Here is a 20154-nt window from a genome sequence, read left to right as displayed (position 1 = left end):
AGCGGAAGTGACTGGTTGTTGTTCTTAGCTTGCAACCGCAGAAAGCGAATCGCAGGCTGTCTGTCAACTGGTGGAACCACGCAGTTAGCGTTTTTTAGTAAACCAGCAACAACTAGCGATGCGGAATCTCAGGCAGTGTGCTTTGCGGAGCGGCGTCTGACGACGAGCAGCAGGGCGGCGGCCACGATGAGGGCAGCCGGGATATCTCCAAGGCGAGCATAAACCGTCGGCGGCAGCGCCGTCGGCAGGCCGGCGTCCAGCACGCCTTCGATGCCGAGGCCGAGCCGTGCGACAATACGCCCCGAGGGATCGATCACCGCGGAGATGCCGGTGTTGGCGGCGCGCACCATCGGCAGCCCTTCCTCGATCGCACGCAGGCGCGCCTGCTGCAGGTGCTGGTAGGGACCGGTCGAATTTCCGAACCAGCCGTCATTGGTCAGGTTGACGATCCAGCCGGGGCGATCGTCGCGCGCTGCCACATTTCCGGGAAAAATCGCCTCGTAACAGATCAGCGGCAGCGCGCGCGGCGCATTCGGTATCTCCATCGTGCGGCGCCGCGTGCCCGGAATGAAGCCGCCATGCACCTTGGTCAGCTGCACGAAGCCGAGCTTTTCCATCCACTCCTGAAACGGTAAATATTCGCCGAACGGCACCAGATGCAGCTTGTCGTAGACCGACAGCACGCCACCGTCATGGTCGATCGCATATATCGAGTTGTAGGCACGGGTGACGCGGGCGCCGGGCGGTCCGTCCGGGGCGCGCACCGAGCCGGTCAACAGCACCGTGCCCTTGGGCAGCAGCTCGGCAATCTGCGCCATCGCATCGGCCTCCCGCGCCAGGAAGAACGGGAAAGCCGATTCCGGCCAGATCAGGATCTGCACGTCGCGCACGCCGGTGGATTGCGGTCCCGAAGCGCGGTCGGACAGCGCAAGGTATTTCTGCATCACCTCCGCCTTGGCGGCGTAGTTGAATTTGACGTCCTGCTGCAGGTTAGGCTGCATGATGCGCAGCTTGACCTTGGTCAATTCGGTCGGCTGCAGCGACAGCCGAACGGCGCCGTAGACACCCATCGCGACCAGCAGCGACAGCGCCGCCACCGGGGCGATCCAGGGCTTTCGGCCGCGTGAAGACCCGTCGATCAGCGCCGCAGGGCTGGCAAAGATGGCAACGCTGAGGAAGGTCATGCCCCACAGCCCGATCAGCGAAGCCGTCTGCGCCAGCGCCAGCGGCTCCGACAGCGCGTAGCCGAAGGCATTCCAGGGAAAGCCCGACAGCACATAGCCGCGCAGCCATTCGCTGACCGTGAGCCCGATCGCGAGCGCCAGCACCCGCGAGGCATCCCGCGTCCAGATCAGCCGCGCCAGTGCGAAGCCGAGCGCCGGAAACAAGGCAAGATAGGCCGGCAGGCCGAGCACCGCGAACGGCATCAGCCAGGCAAAGGTCGCTGCATCGACCAGGAAAGCGTTGCCGGTCCAGTAAAGCCCGGGCACGAAATAGCCGAGCCCGAACCAGAAGCCCGACATCGCCGCCGCCGGCACACCGCGCCGTTTTCCGGCCGCCGCTCCGTCGATCAGCCAGACTGCGACCGGAAAGGTCACGAACAGCACCGGCCAGGCATTGAACGGCGCCATCGCAAGCGCCGACAAGGCGCCCGCGACCAGCGCGATGATCGCGCGCTTCCAGCCCCAGGCAAGGATGATCGAAAGTCCCGCCATGCGGAATTTACTGGTCGGGATCACTGCGAGCCGGCTCCATCGCCAGGAGTCGGCGGCGTATTGTCATTGGTCGGCGGCACGTTGGTATCGGGTGCGGCCTCGCGGCGGCTTCGCTCGCGCGTCGCGCGCGTCGCCGGACGCTCTTTCCGAATCCCGATCCGCAGGCGCTTGACCCGCCGCGGATCGGCATCGAGCACCTCGATCTCGAAATTGCCCGGGCCCGCAATGACTTCGCCGCGCACCGGCAGGCGGCCGACCTGTGACACCAGATAGCCGCCGAGAGTGGCCACTTCCTCGCCGGCCTCGCCGGTGACGAATTCCTCGCCGATCATCTTGCGGGCATCCTCGAGGCTGGCGCGGGCGTCCGCGATGAATGCATTGTCGCCCTGCCGGATGATCGACGGCGGCTCGTCGCTGTCGTGCTCGTCGTCGATCTCGCCGACGATCTGCTCGACGATGTCCTCGATCGATACCAGCCCGTCGGTGCCGCCATATTCGTCGACCACCAGCGCCAGATGGATGCGCGAGGCCTGCATCTGCGCCAGCAGGTCGATCGCCCGCATCGACGGCGGCACATACAACAGCTTGCGGATGATGTTGGCCTCCGCCAGCGGCAATGCGAGGTCGACCGCGCGCAGGTCGAGGCCCGCCGGGAACGGCTTCTTGCGCTTCGGCTTGGTGGTGTCGCCGACCCGCGCCTTTGCGGTCATGAACGCCAGGAGGTCGCGGATGTGAACGATGCCTTCGGGGTCGTCGAGCGTTTCGTCGTAGACCACGAGCCGCGAATGGGCCGCGCTTTCGAACAGGCTCATTAGTTCGCCAAGCGGAATATCCCGCTTGACCGCGACGATGTCGGCGCGATGCACCATCACATCGGCGATCCGCCGCTCGTTCAGGCCGAGGATGTTGCGCAGCATGGTGCGCTCGATGGCGGAAAAGCCGACCTCGTCCGGCGTGGAGGCGTCGAGCACGACCTGAAGATCGGCGCGGACCGAGCCGGCCCTCCAGCCGAACAGCGTGCGGATCGCCCGCAGCAGCCAGTTGTCGGCAGCCGGGCGCAGCACCTCGCCTTCCTTCACCACCGCCGGCAGGTTGGGCGTGTCGCGCGGATTGTCCTGAACTGGGTCGGAGTCCGGCATTTCAGTCCACCCGCTCCCGGTCCGAATACGGATCGGGAATGCCGAGCTGGGCGAGAATCTCCCGTTCGAGACCTTCCATGGCTTCGGCGTCATCGTCGTTCTCGTGGTCGTATCCGATCAAATGCAGGAACCCGTGGACCGCAAGATGGCTCAGGTGATGATCGAACGGCTTCTCCTCGTCATCGGCCTCTTTGCGTGTGGTCTGGTAGGCGATGGCGATATCGCCGAGCATCCGCGGCGCGTCGGCAGGCGCGCCCGCGGTCGGCTGCAGCGCCGGAAACGACAGCACGTTGGTCGGCTTGTCGATGCCGCGCCAGTTATTGTTGAGCGTGCGGATGCCGGCATCGTCGGTCAGCATGACCGCGAGCTCGGCGTCGCCGACATCGGCATCGGCGATCTCGGCCGCCGCATGGATGGCGCGATGGATCACCGCCTCGGCCTCCGGCTCGGTCTGCCAGCAATCGGCGACGACGAGAACTTCGGTGAAGGGAAGTACGGACGACACGAGCGTTCCAGCGCTTTGCATTGCAATGTTCGGGTTGCGGCCCGGGCCTGCCTGCGGCAGGTCCAGCGCCGACGATTTCTGGGTCAAGATTTGTTGGTTGCCGGTTTTTGCGGCAATCCCTCATAGGCGGCGACGATCCGCGCCACCAGTTCATGGCGGATGACGTCCTCCGCGGTGAATTTCACCTGCGCAATGCCCTCGACGCCGTCGAGCAGCTTGACCGCTTCGGCAAGCCCTGAGGCCTGTCCGTTCGGCAGGTCGACCTGCGACGGATCGCCGGTGATGATCATGCGGCTGTTCTCGCCGAGCCGGGTCAGGAACATCTTCATCTGCATCGAAGTGGTGTTCTGCGCTTCGTCCAGGATGATGACCGCGTTGGTCAGCGTCCGGCCACGCATGAACGCCAGCGGCGCGATCTCGATCTCGCCGGCCTGCAGCGCGCGTTCGACGATGCGCGAATCCATCAAGTCGTAAAGCGCGTCGTAGATCGGCCTCAAGTAAGGATCGACCTTTTCCCGCAAGTCGCCGGGCAGGAAGCCGAGCCGCTCGCCGGCCTCGACCGCGGGCCGCGTCAGGATGATGCGATCGACTTCCTTGCGTTCGAACAATTGCGCGGCATGCGCCACCGCAAGCCAGGTCTTGCCGGTGCCGGCGGGGCCGACGCCGAACACCATTTCGTGGCGCTTCAACGCGCGGATGTAGGAATCCTGCGCCGCCGTGCGCGCCCGCACCGGACGCTTGCGCAGGTTGATGGTCTCGAACGAGGTCTTGGCGGCCTTGGGATCGAACTCGAACAGCGAGCCCTGTGCCAGCACAGCGCGGATCGCGCCTTCGACTTCGCCCTGCGACAGGTCGTGTCCCTGCACGGCCTGCGCATAGAGCGTCTCCAGCACGCGCCGCGCGGCGTCGCAGCCGTCACGGGAACCGGCGATGGTGATGTGGTTGCCGCGGGAATCGACCACGATGCCGAGCCGCCGTTCGACCAGCGCCAGGTTTTGACCGTAGGGGCCGACGAGCGCGGAAGCGGCGCGGTTGTCGTCGAAGTCGATGACGACCTGGGTTTCGGGCGGAACTTGCATGTCGCGGTCAAATTTGCGGCTAGGAGCGAGCGAAGGCGAATCCGATGCGCTTTTGGGCAAGGGTTCAGGCTCCCTGGGTTTCTTGAGATGAACTGGTTTCGTGAGAAGAATGGGTCATGGTGGAATGCGTTGAAGACACTGGCCGCGCCGCAGCGCCGGCGAGTTCGCCGAGCAGGCTGTAGCGCTCGAGGCTCTCGATTTTGACCGGCAGCACCTGTCCGATGATGTCAGGTGAGGCAAAGACATGCGCCGGCTGGAGATACGCGGTGCGGCCGACGATCTGGCCGGGATTGCGGGCCGCGCGTTCGAACAGCACATCGACGGTGTTACCAATCATGGCCTTGTTGAAGGCCGATTGCTGGCTGTCGATCAATTCCTGAAGCCGCACCAATCGCTCGTCCATTTCAGCCGCTGACACCGTCTCCTGCATGTCCGCCGCCGGCGTGCCGGGCCGAGGCGAATATTTGAACGAATAAGCCCCAGCGTATCCGATTTGCATGACAAGCGCGAGGGTCGCCGCGAATTCTCCCTCGGTTTCGCCGGGGAAGCCGACGATAAAATCCGATGAAAAAGCAATATCTTGGCGCGCGGTACGAAAACGGTCGATAACGCGGCGATAATCATCGGCGGTATGCTTGCGGTTCATGGCTGCCAGGATCCGGTCGGAGCCGGACTGCACCGGAAGATGTACAAACGGCATCAGCGCGGCGAGATCGCGATGGGCTGCAATGAGCGAATCGTCGACATCGCGGGGATGGCTGGTCGAGTAGCGCAGCCGCACGATACCTTCGATTTCGGCAAGCCGATGCAGAAGCCTGCCGAGCGGCCAGCTCCGTCCGTCCGGGCCTTCGCCGTGATAGGCGTTGACGTTCTGCCCAATGAGGGTGATCTCGCGCACGCCGTTGTCGGTGAGCCGCTTCACGTCGTCGACGATCTTCGCCACCGGGCGCGAGAGTTCCGCGCCGCGCGTATAGGGCACGACGCAGAAGGTGCAGAACTTGTCGCAGCCTTCCTGCACGGTGACGAAAGCGGAGATGCCGCGCGCGCGGATCGCATCCGGTTTGGGGGCGGGGAGGAAACCGAATTTGTCCTCGACCGGGAATTCGGTTTCCAGCGCACGGCCTTCGCTCTTCGCGCGCGCCAGCAATTGCGGCAGATGATGATAGCTTTGCGGCCCGACCACGACGTCGACCGTTGGCGCGCGGCGGATGATCTCCGCGCCTTCGGCCTGCGCGACGCAGCCCGCGACCGCGATGCGCATATCGCGCCCCTGGCGCGCCGCCTCATCCTTGGCGACCCGCAGCCGCCCGAGTTCGGAGTAGACCTTTTCGGAAGCCTTTTCCCTGATGTGGCAGGTGTTGAGGATCACCAGATCCGCATCCTCGGCGCTATCGGTCTCGACAAAGCCCTCGCCCGCCAGCGTGTCCACCATGCGTTGCGCATCGTAGACGTTCATCTGGCAGCCATAGGACTTGATATGCAGCTTGCGCGGCGGATTCATGGAACCTTGGGTGCTGGGGGCGCCAATCCGGCGTCAGGGGTCAATTATAGGCTAAGGAGCTGGAAATCCAGCGCCATAGCCCTCATTCCGAGGCGAAAACCTTGCGCTTGCTGGCGCGATGGCCTGTTATCCATCTCGTTTTGGAACAAGAATAGTCGCGCAAATTAGCAAACCGGGGGAATTGCATCATGTCTCGTTTCGCCGCAGCTCTATTGACGTGCATCACCGCCGCGGCACTTGCCGGTAGTGCTGCGTTGATGCCCACGACCGCCGAGGCTGCGCCTGGGAAGCCTGCGCCCGTGTCCAAGGCTGACAAGGCCGCGCTGAAGACGGCCATTGGTGCATGCAAGGCGCGGGCGAAGGGCGAGAAGGTGAAGTGGCTCGCGCGCCGGAAGTACGTCAACAATTGCGTGACCGAGGCGCTTAAGGGCCATCCCCACATCGACGTCATGGATGTGCTCAAGAATCATCCCGATATGAAAGATCTTCCGACGGAGAAATACGACGCCAGCTAGATCTATCGGGGGTTCTGACGAGCGGCCTCTCCCGGCAGGTTCCCGCTTGCGTTATCCCAGAGGTCGAACAGTTCGGGCGGCGGAACCTCCACCCATTCATTGCCGAGGTTGATGCGGTAGGGGGTGCCGGCCGATGCGGACAGGCGCCACAATTTTGGATCGACGGGACGGCCGTTGGTGCGGACCCATCGCGCGATCGGATCGAGCGCCGCCGCCTGCTTTGCAGGCGCGAGGGTAAATCCGCCGAGCATCACGAAACGCAGTTGCCTGTCCGAGGCCAGCCGTTCGACGTCCGAAGGCGTCAGAATTGGATCGTCGCCGAGATAGCCGCCGATGGCCATGACGGGCAGGCCGGTTGAGATAATGAGCGGCGCAGCGACGTTGGCGTTGGGGACCGCGACGAGAAATTTTTCCGCGTCGCGATTGGCCACCAGGTAGCTGGAGAGCTTCTGGCGGGCGGCGTCCAGCCGCGATGTCCTCAATGCCTGACGCTCGGTATCCGACGGCGCGAGCAAAACGGTCATGTTGGCGACCGGCGCCGCGATGTTCGGGCGCCTCAGGACGACGCTCGCGGCGGTCAGAACCGGCGCAACGAGCAGCGCGCCGATGGAAGCGCCCGCGAACAGTTTTGCGAAGCTGCTGCCCCGCTGCGGCAATGCATAAAGGACGGTCGAGCCTATCACGGCGATTCCGATCGACGTCAGCCATGTCAGGCTGAGCCAATCGGATCCGATCGTGGCGGACGGCGCCATTCAGAGATAGAACTGCCAGGCGGCCGTGGCTACGACGGCGAGCGGCAGGTATATCCGCCCCGGTCTGCCCGCTTTCCACCTCGACCAGAGCCTGGCGACAGCGATGCCGGAAAACACGGCGAGCGGCGGACCAAGCACGGCGACGTAGTAGGTATGGATCAATCCGCCCGCAAAGCTGAGCACGATCCAGTACATCACAAGCCAGCCGCTCCACACGCCGGCGCTGATGCGGCGTGACACGGGCGCGCCCGGACCCCATGCATCCGACCAGGCGAGAACAAGGCCCGCGAGCGCGAGCGGCAGCAGCCAGGCGAACTGCGCCGCCGCCCGCGGCCGAAACAGGCGGAGCGGGCCGGTCGGCGAGTCGTCGGTCATAACAGGCTGTCGGACTTCCGTGCTTGCAGGCGTCGTCTGGTCGATGGCGGGTGCGGAAATCGCAACGAAGCGGGCCGCGCCATTGTGCACCAATGCAAGCTCCAGCATGGAGTTGTGTTTGGTACTGCCCGCATAGGGCCGGTCGCGAGCCGGCGTGAGATCGAAGAAAACAGCCCATGACAGCGAGACGGCGACGAGCACGAGGCCCGCGATGGCTTGTCGAGCGAGATGCCAGGTGACGGGAGCGCCCGGCCGCGCGAGGCTGAACGTCAAGGCCAGCACCGGCGCGAGCACCAGCGCAGCACCCATCTTGACGTTGAAGCCGATGCCGATCGCGGCCATCGCGGCGCACAGCAGCGCGAGCCGACCGGTTTCGGCTGCCCGCATCGCGAGCCACACGCCGGCCAGCAGCACCAGGATGAGACAGCTCTCTGTATTGTTGGAACGGTCGATGGCGACATTGACCGGGCTCAGCGCGAGCGACAGCGCGGCGATGGCCCCGGCCGTCCCGCCCCAATATTTCCGCACCAGAACGTAAACCAGGAGGACCGCGGCCAATCCCGCCATCACCTGGGCGAACAGGATAGAAAGCGCGGAAAAACCGAGCAGCTTGGCGCTGGCGACCTGCAGCCAGATCGCCACGGGCGGCTTGTCGATGGAAACAAACCCTGCGGGGTCGAACGCGTTGAAGAGGAAATTGTGCCAGCTATCCAGCATGCTGCGCACGCCGGCGGCGTAGTACTGCCTTCCAAAATCGTTCTGCGAAAGCTGCCAGGTTCGCGCAAGCGCAGCCACCGCCACGATGAGCGAGAGTGGCAAGACCGTCTTCAATATTTGGCTGTGGGTTAATTTCAGGTGCGCCGCTCCCCTCGCGCAGGGTCACCTGAAAATATCACCAGCGGGTTTCGCGGCCAGTTAACTCGCGGCAAGATTGTTTGACCTGATGCCTGCAGCGACGCCGGACTTCAACTCTGCGGTGCGAAGCTAGTCGGCCTTTCGACCGATGCGCACAATCAGATCGGGCAGTGTTCGCATATCGTCGAAGGTCAAGGCGGCCCCGACTGCGCGCAGACTCTCGCCGTGGCCGGAGCGGCAGTGGCTGCCGCCGTGAAAACCGAGCACGGTCATTCCCGCGGCGACAGCACCCGAGATGCCGGCGACGCTGTCCTCGATCACGATGCAGCGTTCCGGCGCAACGTTCATCTTGCTGGCCGCAAACAGAAACAAATCCGGCGCGGGTTTGCCGTTCACGACCTGCGAGGACGAGAAGATATTCGGCGCAAATCGATCGTAAAGGAGAGTGCGGCCAAGGGTGAGGCGCATGCGTTGCTGCGATCCGCTCGACGCGACGCAGACCGGCTGGACGATGGCATCGAGTGCGGCGTGAATGTGCGGCACAGCTTCCAGGTCGGCTTCGAACGACCGGAATTGCTCGTCCTGCAATTGCACATGAAAATCGTCGGGCAGGGCGCGGCCGAGTTCGGCCTCGACTTCCGAATTCGCCTGGCGCGTCGAGCGGCCGAGGAAGCGGTCGAACACCTGTTCCTGCGTGATCGGATAGCCGTGGCGGCTGAGAACTTCGGCATGCGCGCGGCATGAAATGGCTTCGCTGTCGACCAGCACGCCGTCGCAATCGAAGATGATGAGATTTGGCGTCACGAAAATCAGGTTTTGTCTTCGTCGAGCGGGACGCAATACAGTTCCAGCCGGTGATCGACCAGCTTGTAGCCGAGTTTGCGGGCGATCTCGGCCTGCAATTTCTCGATCTCCTCGGAGGTGAACTCGATCACCTTGCCGTCGCGCAGATTGATCAGGTGGTCGTGATGGCTGTCGGGCATCTGCTCGTAGCGCGCCCGCCCCTCGCGGAAATCGTGCCGCTCGATGATTCCGGCATCCTCGAACAGCTTGACGGTGCGGTACACGGTCGAGATCGAGATCTTGTCGTCGACCGCGACACAGCGCCGGTAAAGTTCCTCGACGTCGGGGTGGTCGACCGAATCGGCCAGCACGCGCGCGATCACCCGGCGCTGTTCGGTCATGCGCATGCCGGTGGCGGCGCAGCGGGCCTCGATACCGGTATTTTTATGCGCAGGCGGCGATTTCAGTGCGGGCATGGTCTCAGGGCCTTCGGACGCAGGTCGGGGGTCTTTTGCCACCCAGCGCATGTTACGACAAGTCACGCCGCATCAGAAGTGCATTCAATTGCTCGCCGCCGGGCTGCTGATAATAGCGTTCCCGGCGGCCAACGACCTCAAATCCGGCCCATTCATACAGGCGCCGCGCCGGCTGATTATTTTCTTCGACCTCGAGGAACACCTTGCGTACGCCGCGGCCCGCGAGATGACCGAGATGCGTCAGCAATAGGTTACGCGACAAGCCACGGCCACGTTGGGTCGCATCGATGGCGATTGACAATAACTCCGCCTCGTCGGCCGCCATGCGCGACACCGCAAAGCCGATGATCTTGCGCCCACGTCTCAGCCGGTGAACGAGCGTGTTGCGCTCGGTCAGCATGACCTCGAATTCGCCTTCGCCCCAGCCGCGGTGAAACGATGCGCCATGCAGTTGCGCCAGACGGAGGGCGTCGCGTTGATTCGCCGGTTCGATCACGGCCGTGCCGCCGCGCCACCACTCGGAGAGCCATGTCATCGCGATGCCGGCGGCTGGGCTGCGCCGGACAGCGGATCCTTTGGCGGCTTGGCATCGGGCGCGCGCAGATAATAGGGCCGTGCCGGTGAGCTCTCGGGATTGACGGCGGCGCCCAGCCACGCCACCCAGGCGATATCGGGCGCGGCCTGCTGATCGATCTTGCAGGGCGGCGCTGCATCGGCCGGCCAGCGGTCGGCCAAAATCTTCGCCGCATTGCCGACCAGATGTGGCGCATCAAGGCGCGCCGCGTCGAGCGCTTCCGCGATCGGCGCGACCTTCGGCTTGATCAATGAACTGCCGTCGCCGCCGATCACCTGGAAATAGACATGATCATGCCGCGCATCGATTGCGGCGAGCACAGGATGAGGTCCGCTATTCTCGCTGACGATGGGGGCGGCAAAAGCGGTCAGTGTCGTCACGCCGACGACCGGTTTGCCGGCTGCGAGCGCAATGCCACGGGCTGCGGAAAGGCCGACGCGCAATCCGGTGAAACTGCCGGGGCCGGTCGTCGCGGCGATGCGGTCGAGCGCGGCAAAGGCAACGCCTGACGCCTTCATCACACGCGCGATCAGCGGCATCAGCGCTTCGGCATGGCCGCGCTTCATCGCCTGCGATTCTAACGCGATCACGCCGCCTGCGCTGGTGTCGAGCACGGCCGCGGCGCAGGCATCAAGCGCGGTATCGATGGCGAGGATGAGCATCGGGCTACCTATAGCGTTTTCGAGCGAAGTGGACACCGGTTCGCGTCAGGAAACGCGTCAAAACAAGAATCCAGAGCCCGGTCCTGATTCGATCGGAACCGAAAAAAGGGCTCTCGAGATTCTCCCGCTGACTGGAAGATTTCGTCGCCGGTTTTGCGTGCTTTCAGAATGGCTTCTCCGCAATTCCGCTCGGCGCCCCGGTGGCCGGTTTGCGCGCCCCATTTTGGAAACCTGACCGGGCCAATACAACTTCTGGGAGACTAACCCATTGAAAATAAAGGGAATTAACAAAGAATTAGCCATCCGATGCGACAATCTTCCACGTGGAAAATACGGGTCAATGGCGATCCGGACGATGCACCTTCGGCAGATCAAGCCACGCTCGTTTCCAGAACGGAGAATTTTTTATGCGTTTGTTGAAGAGCAATTCCGCCGCGCGTGAGGCGCTGGCGCAGGCGATCGCCATGAGCAGGTCGCAGGCGGTGATCGAGTTCAATATGGACGGCACGATCGTCACCGCTAACCAGAATTTCCTCGACACGATGGGATATCGGCTCGACGAAATCGTGGGCAAGCATCACCGGATGTTCGTGACGCCGGAACAGCGCGACAATCCGGACTATCATGCATTCTGGGCGAAACTGAATCGCGGCGAATATCAGGCCGCCGAATACAAGCGTGTCGGCAAGGGCGGCCGCGAAGTGTGGATTCAGGCGTCCTACAATCCGATCCTGGACAGCGCCAACAAGCCGACCAAGGTGGTCAAGTTCGCCACCGACATCACCGCGCGCAAGATCCGCAACATGGAAGATGCCGGCAAGATCGCGGCGATCGCCCGGGCGCAAGCCGTGATCGAGTTCAATCTCGACGGCACCATCATCACCGCAAACAATAATTTCCTTGGCGCGCTTGGTTACTCGCTCGCCGAGATCCAGGGCAAGCATCATCAGATGTTCGTGGCGCCGGCCGAGCGCGACAGCGCGGCCTACCGCGAATTCTGGGCAAAGCTCGGCCGCGGCGAATTCCAGTCGGCTGAATACAAGCGCTTCGGCAAGGGCGGCAAGGAGATCTGGATTCTTGCGTCCTACAACCCGATCCTCGACGACACCGGCAAGCCGTTCAAGGTGGTGAAGTTCGCTTCCGATATCACCGAACAAAAGTTGAAGGCGGCGAATTTCGCCGGACAGATCGAAGCGATCGACAAGTCGCAGGCGGTCATCGAGTTCGGTATGGACGGCAAGGTGCTGACCGCGAACCAGAACTTCCTCGGCGCGCTCGGCTACACGCTGGCCGAGATCGAGGGCGAGCATCACAGCATGTTCATGCCGCACGATCAGCGCGACAGCGACGGCTATCGCGCGTTCTGGGCCGCCCTGAACCGCGGCGAATTCCAGTCGGGCGAGTATGAGCGGGTCGGCAAGGGCGGCCGGCAGATCTGGATTCAGGCTTCCTACAACCCGATCCGCGACCTCAACGGCAAGCCCTACAAGGTCGTGAAATACGCCACCGACACCACGGCGCAGGTGATTGCGCGGATGCGCGGCGAGAAGGTTCGCGGCTTGATGGAGACGGTCGCCGCCGGCGCCGAGGAACTCAACGTGTCGGTGCGCGAAATCTCCGACGCCATGGCGAAATCGAAAGAAACCGCGCATACGGCGGTCGGTCGCGTCGACGCTGCCGACCGGCAGGCGCAGCGCCTGACGGAGGCGTCGGAATCGATGAGCAGCATCGTGCAGCTGATCGGCGCGATCACCGGCCAGATCAACTTGCTGGCACTGAACGCCACGATCGAATCGGCGCGGGCCGGTGAAGCCGGCCGCGGCTTCGCCGTGGTCGCGTCCGAGGTGAAGGGTCTCGCCAACCAGGCCAAGCAGGCTACCGACAAGATCGAGCAGGAGATCGGCAATCTCAACGGCATCTCCGGCGATGTCGTTGCGGCTCTCACCTCGATCAAACAGGCGATCCAGGATGTCAGCGAGTACGTGACGTCTACGGCCGCGGCCGTTCAGCAGCAGAGCGCGGTGACCAGCGAAATGTCCGAGGGCATGCAGCGCGCGGCCGCGGAGGCCGCCGGCATCGGGCAGGCGGCGTAGCGAGACGCTTCGTAGGGTGGGCAAAGCGGAGCGTGCCCACTACTACCTGCGTCACTCTTGATGGTGGGCACGGCGCAAGCGCGCCTTTGCCCACCCTACGGCACCGACTCACATCGGCCGGACTTCGACCACGTCGGGCACGAAATGCTTCAGCAGGTTCTGAATGCCGTGCTGCAATGTCGCTGTCGATGACGGACAGCCGGCGCAGGCGCCCTTCATGTTGAGGTAGACGACGCCGTCCTTGAAGCCGCGGAAGGTGATGTCGCCGCCGTCATTGGCGACGGCGGGGCGCACCCGCGTCTCGATCAGATCCTTGATGGTCGCGACCGTATCGGCGTCGGCCTCGCTGAAGAACTCGCCTTCCTCGTCGGTGGCCTCGTCATTGCCGGCAATCCCGTCCGCCAGAAGCGGCGCGCCGGACATGTAGTGCTCCATGATGGCGCCAAGGATCGAGGGCTTGAGGTGCTGCCAGTCGCCATCCGCCTTGGTCACGGTGACGAAATCGTAGCCGTAGAACACACCGGATACGCCGGGAACGTCGAACAGCCTTTCGGCGAGCGGCGAGCGGCCGGCGGCTTCGCGGTTGGCGAATTCCATCGTGCCGGTGTCGAGCACGGTGCGGCCCGGAATGAATTTCAGGGTGGCGGGATTGGGCGTGGCTTCGGTCTGAATGAACATTGTTTTTCTCCGGCGTCGCCGGTTCAAGGCCGGCGCGTGAGCTTCCCTTAGCAGATGGCGACCGCGGACGCACGGTCAAGGGGGGCAATCAGAAATTCCTTAAGCCCATCAAGCCTTAAGACAGGGCGTCGATGTCAGGATCGCTGAGATCGCCGGGCACGATGACGACCGGAATCGGGAACGAACCGGTGACCTGCGCCACCATGCTGATCAACGGGCCGGGGCCCTCGGGGCCCGGATTGGCCGCCAGCACCAGCATCGAAATATCGACGTCCTTGTCGATCACGTCGAGGATCTGGGCGGTCGGGTCGCCCTCGCGAATCACCCGTTCCGGCGTGATCGCGGCAATGCCGTTGGCGCGCCCTGAAGCGCGGTCGAGCGCCTCATTGGCGGCGTCCTCGGCCTCGGCGCGCATCAAATCGGCGACCCCCAGCCATTGCTGGTTCTGGTCCTCGATTTCGATGATGCGCAACATCACCACCCCGCCGCCGACGCGGATCGCCCAGCGGCTGGCGTAGTAAACCGCGCGATCCCATTCCGCGGTGTCGTCAACGATGACAAGGCATTTTGGCTTGTGACCCGTCTCGTAGCTTCGTCGCTGGGTGGTCATGCATGTCCCGGTGCTGCGCCAAACCGCCGCATGCTGCCACGGCGCAGCCGCCTTCGACAAGCGGCGTCGCGGTGCCTCAGTCGCGCGGCGATGGAATCTTGCCCTCCAGGGGAGGGTAAACACCACCTCGGATACGTTCTAGCTCTTTCGGATGAACCCGACGATGTCCCTGGCCGCACGCATGGTTTCGTCGGCGATGACGCGCGCCCGGTCGGCGCCGTCGACCAGGATTTTGTCGACATGGCCGGGGTCGGCGACCAGCCGTTTCATCTCGGAAGCGATCGGCGAGAGCTTTGCGACGCAAAGTTCCACCAGCGCGTTCTTGAAGCTGGAGAACTGCCCGCCGCCGAATTCCTTCAAAACGTCGGCCTTGCTGCGCTCGGAAAGCGCCGCATAGATGCCGACCAGGTTGTCAGCCTCGGGCCGGTTCTCCAGGCCCTTTTCTTCCGACGGCAGCGGTTCCGGATCGGTCTTCGCCTTGCGGATTTTCTGCGCGATGGTGTCGGCGTCGTCGGTCAGGTTGATGCGCGAATTGTCCGACGCGTCCGACTTCGACATCTTCTTGGTGCCGTCGCGCAAGGACATCACCCGCGTCGCGGGGCCGACGATAAAGGGCTCCGGCAGCGGAAAGAACAGGCCGTCATTGGAGCCATGGCTGCGGATCGAATCGGCAAAGTCGTTGTTGAATTTTTGCGCGATGTCGCGCGACAGCTCCAGATGCTGCTTCTGGTCCTCGCCGACGGGCACATGCGTGGCGCGATACAGCAAAATGTCCGCCGCCATCAGCACCGGATAATCGTAGAGCCCAACGGACGCGTTCTCGCGGTCCTTGCCGGCCTTCTCCTTGAACTGGGTCATGCGGCTGAGCCAGCCGACGCGCGCGACGCAGTTGAAGATCCAGGCCAGTTCGGCATGGCCGGAAACCTGGCTCTGGTTGAACACGATGTGCTTCTTCGGGTCGATGCCGGCGGCGATGAAGGCTGCTGTCACCTCGCGGGTGTTGCGGGCGAGCTCCGCCGGGCCGCCCCAGACGTCGACGCCTTGCGTGATCGCGTGCATGTCGACGACGCAGTAGATGCAGTCATGGGTTTCCTGCATCTTCACGAAGTTGACGATCGCGCCGAGGTAATTGCCGAGATGCAGATTACCCGTCGGCTGGACGCCGGAAAAAACCTTTTCAACAAAAGCCATAGTCAGCTTCCTCAAGGATCCAATTTCGGATGCCTGTTTCGCGCTGTCGTTTGCCACGCAGGGGCTGTTGGCGCAAGCGGCTAGGGGGCGGATTGCCTGAAGGCGTTAACCGCCTCGCGCCAGCCGGTGACGCCGAAAAGCCGCAAGAACAGGCCGTAAATCGCAATTCCCACCGCGATCACGGCAAGCAACAGGACGGCCTCCACGAGGCCGTGCGCGCCGGAGGCGAGAGCCGGCAGCGACCGTGTCGCCAGCCACAGCATCGCGCCCATGGCGAGTGCGGCGAGCGCGATGCGCGGCAGCCGCCGCAGCGCTTGGCTATCGATCGAAAACCCAAACGTCTCCGCGCCACGGCGGATCAGGCTGAACGCCATGCCCCACGCGCCAAACGCAATCGCGGCTGCGATGCCCTCGGTGCCGTACCAATGGCTGAGCAGGAAGGCTGCCGCGACCGCCAGCACGACGCCCTTCAGCGCCGACACCAGCGGCGTCATCGTGTCCTCGCGCGCGAAGAACGCCGGCGACAGCGCTTTCACCAGCACATGGGCCGGCAGCGCCAGCGTCAGCCACATCAGCGCGCGGGCCGTCGCTGCGGTATCGTCAGCGGCGAAGGCGCCGTGCTCGAACAGCAGCCGCACGATCGGCTCGCTGAGCACGATGAGCCCCAGCGTTGCCGGCAGCGCCAGGCCGACCGCGAGTTCGAGGCCGCGCGATTCCGCGTGCGCGACGGCGGCGTGATCCTCGGCCCGTACTGCGCGCGATAATTCTGGGATCAGCACGGTGCCCATGGCGACGCCGACGATGCCAAGCGGCAGTTCGACCAGGCGGCCCGCGAAATAGAGCCACGACACCGCCGATGGCGACGCCGACGCGATGATCGCGCCGGCGACCATCAGCAACTGCGGCGCGCTCGACGCCATCATGCCGGGTGCGGCCTTGGCGAGAAAGCCGCGTATTTCCGGATCGAATGAAATCCGCAAGGGGGCGGCGATGTTGCCGCCACGGCGCAGCACCAGCACCGATAGCTGAAGCAAGCCGGCAACACCGACGGTCGCTGCGACGATTTGCGCGGCTTGCACCGCATCCGGCCGTATGGCGAGCAGTGCGACCATCACCGCGATCAGCGCGATGTTGAACAGCAGCGGCGAAAACGCCGTGATTGCAAAACGGCCTTGCGCGTTCAACAGCGCCATCATCACGGTCACGGGACCGGCAAAGGCGAGGTACGGCAGCATCAGGCGGGCGTTGTCGGTGGCGAGCTGCAGCGTCTCGCTCCCGGCAAACCCCGGCGCCAGCGCGGTCATGACGAGCGGCATCACCAGCGCGAGCACCGCTGTGGCTGCGATCAGCGCTGTGGTCACGGTGCCCAGCACGCGGCCGGCGAACGCCGCCGCGGCCACCGGCCCATCGTTTTCACGCACCCGCAACCATGCCGGCACCAGCGCCGCGTTCAGCCCGCCCTCGGTCAACAGCCGCCTGATGACATTGACCAGCTGAAACGCCGCCAAGAACGCATCCGCGACGGCGCCCGCGCCGAGCAGCGCGGCAAGCGCCGAATCGCGTACGAATCCAAGCAGCCGCGAGGCCAGCGTTCCGGAGGATACCGTGAGAAAGGAGCGGATCATTCGTACCCTATAGCAGCCGCATAGCTTGCTGGCGCGGGGCCGATCTGGTAGGCCGCAGCCTTTCGCACAACGCCGTAAACAGGACGCATTCGATGACTGACGCAAAATACGACGTTCTCGGGATCGGCAATGCGATTTTCGACGTGCTGGTGCAGACCGACGAGGGGTTTCTCGCCCGCCACGGCATGACCAAGGGCGGCATGGCGCTGATCGACGAGGCCCGCGCCGCCGCGATCTACAAGGACATGGGCCCGGCGACCGAGATGAGCGGCGGCTCCGGGGCCAACACCATCGTCGGCCTTGCCAGTTTCGGCGCCCGCGCGGCCTTCATCGGCAAGGTCAAGAACGACCAGATCGGCGGGCTCTACACCCACGACATCCGCGCTGCCGGCGCAGCCTTCGAGACCAGGGCGGCGGAAAGCGGCCCTGCCACCGGCTGCTCCTACATCCTGGTGACGCCGGACGGCGAGCGCACCATGAACACCTATCTCGGCGCCGCGCAGGACCTTAACCCCTCAGACATCGATGAAGCGCAGATCGCAGCCTCCAGCATCGTCTATCTCGAAGGCTATCTCTGGGATCCGAAGAACGCCAAGGAAGCCTTCGTCAAGGCCGCGGGCATCGCGCACGGCGCCGGCCGCCAGGTGGCGCTGACGCTGTCGGATTCGTTCTGCGTGGATCGCTATCGCGATGAGTTTCTCGACCTGATGCGCAAGGGCACGGTCGATCTCGTGTTCGCCAACGAAGCCGAACTGCATTCGCTGTACCAGACCTCGGATTTCGACGGCGCGCTGAAGCAACTGCGCGCGGATACCAAGCTCGGTGTCGTTACCCGCAGCGAGAAGGGCTGCGTGGTGGCCGCGAAGGATGGCGTCACGTCAGTACCGGCCCTCCCGATTCAAAAGCTCGTCGACACGACGGGCGCCGGCGACCTCTTCGCCGCCGGCTTCCTGTTCGGCTTGGTGCGCAACGCCGGCTATGAGGCGGCGGGCCGGCTAGGGGCGCTGGCGGCGGCCGAGGTGATCCAGCACATCGGCGCACGGCCGCAGGTGTCGCTGAAGGAGCTGGCGCAGCAGAACGGGTTGCCGGTTTAGAGCGAAGGTTTCTCAGTTCGTCATGGCCGGGCTTGACCCGGCCATCCACGTCTTCCTGACTGATAGTCAAGACGAGGATGCCCGGGACATCCAGCGCGAAGACGCGCTTCGCGCTTCAGCCCGGGCATGACGGATAGTTGTTGGCTGGGCCCGCGCCTTACGCCGTCTTCGCCGCTTTCAGCCCCAGCTTCGTTTCCACTGTTTCCCGCATCAGAAACTTCTGGATCTTTCCGGTCACCGTCATCGGAAACTCATCGACGAACTCGACATAGCGCGGGATCTTGTTGTGGGCGATCTGGCCGTGGCAGAAGGCGCGGACGTCCTCAGCAGTGAGCGTTTCGCCCGGCCGGGTGCGGATCCAGGCGCAGAGCTCTTCGCCGTAGCGATCATCGGCGACGCCAAAGATCTGCACGTCCTGGATTTTGGGATGGCGATAGAGGAATTCTTCGATCTCTCTGGGATAGAGGTTTTCGCCGCCGCGGATCACCATGTCCTTGATGCGGCCGACGATGTTGCAATAGCCCTCGGCGTCGATGATCGCGATGTCGCCGGTGTGCATCCACCCCTGCGCGTCGAGCACGTCGGCGGTCTTTTCGGCCTCGTCCCAATAGCCCAGCATCACGCTGTAGCCGCGGGTGCAGAGTTCGCCGCGCATCCCCCGCGGCACCACGCGCCCTTCGAGATCGACGACCTTGACCTCGACATGCGGATGAATGCGGCCGACGGTGGAGACGCGGCGTTCCAAGGGATCGTCGGTCGAACTCTGAAAGCTGACCGGCGAGGTCTCGGTCATGCCGTAGGCGATGGTGACTTCGCCCATGTTCATCTCGTTGTTGACGCGCTTCATCACCTCGATCGGGCAGGGCGCGCCCGCCATGATGCCGGTGCGCAGCGATTTCAGGTTGAAGCGCGAAAATTCGGGGTGATCGAGTTCGGCGATGAACATGGTCGGCACGCCGTAGAGCGCGGTGCATTTTTCCTTTTCGATCGTCTGCAGCGTCGCCAGCGGATCAAAGCCTTCGCCGGGATAGACCATGGTCGCGCCGAGCGTGACGGAAGCGAGATTGCCCATCACCATGCCAAAGCAGTGATAGAGCGGCACGGGAATGCAGATGCGGTCCTTCTCCGTCAGGCGCATCGCGCGGCCGACGAAATAGCCGTTATTGAGGATGTTGTGATGCGTCAGCGTCACGCCCTTCGGCGAGCCCGTGGTGCCGCTGGTGAACTGGATGTTGACCGCATCGTCGAACTGCAGCGTCCTGGCAAGTTCGGCAAGCTGCTCGCGGTGTCGCGCGCCGCCCATTTTCGTCACGTCCTCGAAGGCGAGGGTGCCCGGACATTTGGGGCCGCCGATCTGGATCACCGCGCGCAGCTGCGGCAGCCGCGCCGCCTGCAATTCGCCCGGCCGCGATGCCGCGAGCTCCGGCAGCAGCGTGTTCAGCATCTCCATGTAGTTCGAGGTCTTGAAGGCGGTCGCGGTGACGATCGCGGCGCAGCCGACTTTAGCCAGCGCGAATTCGAGCTCGCTCAGGCGGTACGCGGGATTGATGGTGACGAGAATGAGCCCCGCTTTGGCGGCAGCAAATTGCGTCAGCGTCCATTCCGGGCGATTGAGCGACCACACCCCGATCCGCGCGCCGCGCTCGAGGCCGAGCGCGAGAAAGCCCACCGCCAGCGCATCGACGCGTTGGGCAAACTCTTTCCAGGTCCAGCGCACGTCATGGCTCGGCGAAACCAGCGCCTCGCGATCACTCCAGCGCGCGGCGGCCTGATCGAGGCAGCGCCCGATGGTGTCACCGAGCAGCGGCGCGTTGGCGGTGCCGCAGACGTAGCTGTTGGTGGTGTCGGTCAAGGCGGGGTTCTCCGGGTATGAGATCTATAATTACGAGCTTAGCAAGGTTGGGAATCTGCAAGTGTGAGGTGGGCACTTGC

The 20154-nt window shown here is 64.0% G+C and carries 19 protein-coding genes; 3 read left to right on the top strand and 16 right to left on the bottom strand.

Annotated features, from left to right (window positions below; translation table 11 throughout):
• Positions 1–128: 128 nt before the first annotated feature.
• The 5 genes from lnt to miaB all read right to left on the bottom strand — a co-directional run bounded on the left by lnt (position 129) and on the right by miaB (position 5939).
• Entirely contained in the window at positions 129–1715 is a 1587-nt protein-coding gene (gene lnt / locus ACVWVY_RS05345) for an apolipoprotein N-acyltransferase (RefSeq protein WP_456632110.1), read from the bottom strand.
• 20 nt (positions 1716–1735) lie between these two features.
• The gene (locus ACVWVY_RS05340) at positions 1736–2854 is read right to left on the bottom strand and encodes a hemolysin family protein (protein WP_456625396.1); all 1119 of its coding nucleotides are present in this window, start codon (positions 2852–2854) and stop codon (positions 1736–1738) included.
• 1 nt (position 2855) lies between these two features.
• Entirely contained in the window at positions 2856–3380 is a 525-nt protein-coding gene (gene ybeY / locus ACVWVY_RS05335; protein ID WP_456632109.1) for an rRNA maturation RNase YbeY, read from the bottom strand.
• Between the two features lie 62 nt (positions 3381–3442).
• Positions 3443–4498, bottom strand: a complete 1056-nt coding sequence (locus ACVWVY_RS05330; protein WP_456625395.1) for a PhoH family protein — start codon at positions 4496–4498, stop codon at positions 3443–3445.
• Between the two features lie 4 nt (positions 4499–4502).
• A complete protein-coding gene (gene miaB / locus ACVWVY_RS05325) occupies positions 4503–5939 on the bottom strand; it encodes a tRNA (N6-isopentenyl adenosine(37)-C2)-methylthiotransferase MiaB (protein ID WP_456625394.1) in 1437 nt (478 codons plus the stop codon).
• A 188-nt stretch (positions 5940–6127) separates the two neighbouring features.
• On the opposite strand from miaB, the gene ACVWVY_RS05320 reads away from it, so the two are divergent.
• Positions 6128–6454 carry a hypothetical protein gene (locus ACVWVY_RS05320; RefSeq protein ID WP_456625393.1) on the top strand — a complete coding sequence of 109 codons (327 nt, stop codon included), beginning with the start codon at positions 6128–6130 and terminating at the stop codon, positions 6452–6454.
• A 2-nt stretch (positions 6455–6456) separates the two neighbouring features.
• Here ACVWVY_RS05320 and ACVWVY_RS05315 read toward each other — a convergent pair whose 3' ends face one another.
• The 6 genes from ACVWVY_RS05315 to tsaB form a co-directional block, all read right to left on the bottom strand.
• On the bottom strand, positions 6457–7206 hold the full coding sequence (locus ACVWVY_RS05315) for a mannosyltransferase YkcB-related protein (protein WP_456625392.1): 750 nt from the start codon (positions 7204–7206) through the stop codon (positions 6457–6459).
• Complete coding sequence (locus ACVWVY_RS05310) at positions 7207–8400, bottom strand: glycosyltransferase family 39 protein (protein ID WP_456625391.1); 1194 nt, start codon at positions 8398–8400, stop codon at positions 7207–7209. It lies immediately after the preceding gene.
• A 165-nt stretch (positions 8401–8565) separates the two neighbouring features.
• Positions 8566–9240, bottom strand: a complete 675-nt coding sequence (locus tag ACVWVY_RS05305) for an HAD family hydrolase (RefSeq protein ID WP_456625390.1) — start codon at positions 9238–9240, stop codon at positions 8566–8568.
• Positions 9241–9245: 5 nt separating this feature from the next.
• Positions 9246–9695, bottom strand: coding sequence for a Fur family transcriptional regulator (locus ACVWVY_RS05300; protein ID WP_247782117.1), 450 nt, complete (start codon positions 9693–9695; stop codon positions 9246–9248).
• Between the two features lie 52 nt (positions 9696–9747).
• Positions 9748–10230: a ribosomal protein S18-alanine N-acetyltransferase gene (rimI, locus tag ACVWVY_RS05295; protein WP_456625389.1), complete on the bottom strand. Its 483-nt coding sequence runs from the start codon at positions 10228–10230 to the stop codon at positions 9748–9750.
• Entirely contained in the window at positions 10227–10931 is a 705-nt protein-coding gene (gene tsaB, locus ACVWVY_RS05290; RefSeq protein ID WP_456625388.1) for a tRNA (adenosine(37)-N6)-threonylcarbamoyltransferase complex dimerization subunit type 1 TsaB, read from the bottom strand. Before tsaB ends, rimI begins: the two co-directional genes overlap by 4 nt.
• Positions 10932–11338: 407 nt before the next feature.
• Between tsaB and ACVWVY_RS05285 the strand changes: the two genes are divergently transcribed.
• Positions 11339–13024, top strand: a complete 1686-nt coding sequence (locus tag ACVWVY_RS05285; protein ID WP_456625387.1) for a methyl-accepting chemotaxis protein — start codon at positions 11339–11341, stop codon at positions 13022–13024.
• A 108-nt stretch (positions 13025–13132) separates the two neighbouring features.
• Here the strand turns inward: ACVWVY_RS05285 and ACVWVY_RS05280 are convergent, their stop codons facing one another.
• From ACVWVY_RS05280 to murJ, 4 genes are all read right to left on the bottom strand, one after another.
• On the bottom strand, positions 13133–13702 hold the full coding sequence (locus ACVWVY_RS05280) for a NifU family protein (protein ID WP_456625386.1): 570 nt from the start codon (positions 13700–13702) through the stop codon (positions 13133–13135).
• Positions 13703–13817: 115 nt separating this feature from the next.
• Complete coding sequence (locus ACVWVY_RS05275) at positions 13818–14312, bottom strand: universal stress protein (protein WP_456625385.1); 495 nt, start codon at positions 14310–14312, stop codon at positions 13818–13820.
• 138 nt (positions 14313–14450) lie between these two features.
• Positions 14451–15503: a tryptophan--tRNA ligase gene (gene trpS / locus ACVWVY_RS05270; protein ID WP_456625384.1), complete on the bottom strand. Its 1053-nt coding sequence runs from the start codon at positions 15501–15503 to the stop codon at positions 14451–14453.
• 80 nt (positions 15504–15583) lie between these two features.
• Positions 15584–17128 carry a murein biosynthesis integral membrane protein MurJ gene (murJ, locus tag ACVWVY_RS05265; RefSeq protein ID WP_456625383.1) on the bottom strand — a complete coding sequence of 515 codons (1545 nt, stop codon included), beginning with the start codon at positions 17126–17128 and terminating at the stop codon, positions 15584–15586.
• 92 nt (positions 17129–17220) lie between these two features.
• Between murJ and ACVWVY_RS05260 the strand changes: the two genes are divergently transcribed.
• Entirely contained in the window at positions 17221–18222 is a 1002-nt protein-coding gene (locus tag ACVWVY_RS05260; RefSeq protein WP_456625382.1) for an adenosine kinase, read from the top strand.
• Positions 18223–18379: 157 nt separating this feature from the next.
• On the opposite strand, the gene ACVWVY_RS05255 is transcribed toward ACVWVY_RS05260, so the two are convergent.
• Complete coding sequence (locus tag ACVWVY_RS05255) at positions 18380–20074, bottom strand: AMP-binding protein (protein WP_456625381.1); 1695 nt, start codon at positions 20072–20074, stop codon at positions 18380–18382.
• Between the last annotated feature and the right edge of the window lie 80 nt (positions 20075–20154).

This window comes from Bradyrhizobium sp. URHC0002, assembly GCF_054059515.1.
This window is presented reverse-complemented; position numbering and strand designations above follow the sequence as displayed.

What these genes read in the sequence shown, in the direction of transcription:
- ACVWVY_RS05315 (WP_456625392.1), bottom strand. Translation starts at nt 7,206, where the DNA reads ATGGCGCCGTCCGCCACGATCGGATCCGATTGGCTCAGCCTGACATGG.
- ACVWVY_RS05285 (WP_456625387.1), top strand. Translation starts at nt 11,339, where the DNA reads ATGCGTTTGTTGAAGAGCAATTCCGCCGCGCGTGAGGCGCTGGCGCAG.
- rimI (WP_456625389.1), bottom strand. Translation starts at nt 10,230, where the DNA reads ATGACATGGCTCTCCGAGTGGTGGCGCGGCGGCACGGCCGTGATCGAA.
- miaB (WP_456625394.1), bottom strand. Translation starts at nt 5,939, where the DNA reads ATGAATCCGCCGCGCAAGCTGCATATCAAGTCCTATGGCTGCCAGATG.
- ACVWVY_RS05340 (WP_456625396.1), bottom strand. Translation starts at nt 2,854, where the DNA reads ATGCCGGACTCCGACCCAGTTCAGGACAATCCGCGCGACACGCCCAAC.
- ACVWVY_RS05300 (WP_247782117.1), bottom strand. Translation starts at nt 9,695, where the DNA reads ATGCCCGCACTGAAATCGCCGCCTGCGCATAAAAATACCGGTATCGAG.
- ybeY (WP_456632109.1), bottom strand. Translation starts at nt 3,380, where the DNA reads ATGCAAAGCGCTGGAACGCTCGTGTCGTCCGTACTTCCCTTCACCGAA.
- lnt (WP_456632110.1), bottom strand. Translation starts at nt 1,715, where the DNA reads ATGGCGGGACTTTCGATCATCCTTGCCTGGGGCTGGAAGCGCGCGATC.
- trpS (WP_456625384.1), bottom strand. Translation starts at nt 15,503, where the DNA reads ATGGCTTTTGTTGAAAAGGTTTTTTCCGGCGTCCAGCCGACGGGTAAT.
- ACVWVY_RS05320 (WP_456625393.1), top strand. Translation starts at nt 6,128, where the DNA reads ATGTCTCGTTTCGCCGCAGCTCTATTGACGTGCATCACCGCCGCGGCA.
- ACVWVY_RS05280 (WP_456625386.1), bottom strand. Translation starts at nt 13,702, where the DNA reads ATGTTCATTCAGACCGAAGCCACGCCCAATCCCGCCACCCTGAAATTC.
- tsaB (WP_456625388.1), bottom strand. Translation starts at nt 10,931, where the DNA reads ATGCTCATCCTCGCCATCGATACCGCGCTTGATGCCTGCGCCGCGGCC.
- ACVWVY_RS05260 (WP_456625382.1), top strand. Translation starts at nt 17,221, where the DNA reads ATGACTGACGCAAAATACGACGTTCTCGGGATCGGCAATGCGATTTTC.
- ACVWVY_RS05275 (WP_456625385.1), bottom strand. Translation starts at nt 14,312, where the DNA reads ATGACCACCCAGCGACGAAGCTACGAGACGGGTCACAAGCCAAAATGC.
- murJ (WP_456625383.1), bottom strand. Translation starts at nt 17,128, where the DNA reads ATGATCCGCTCCTTTCTCACGGTATCCTCCGGAACGCTGGCCTCGCGG.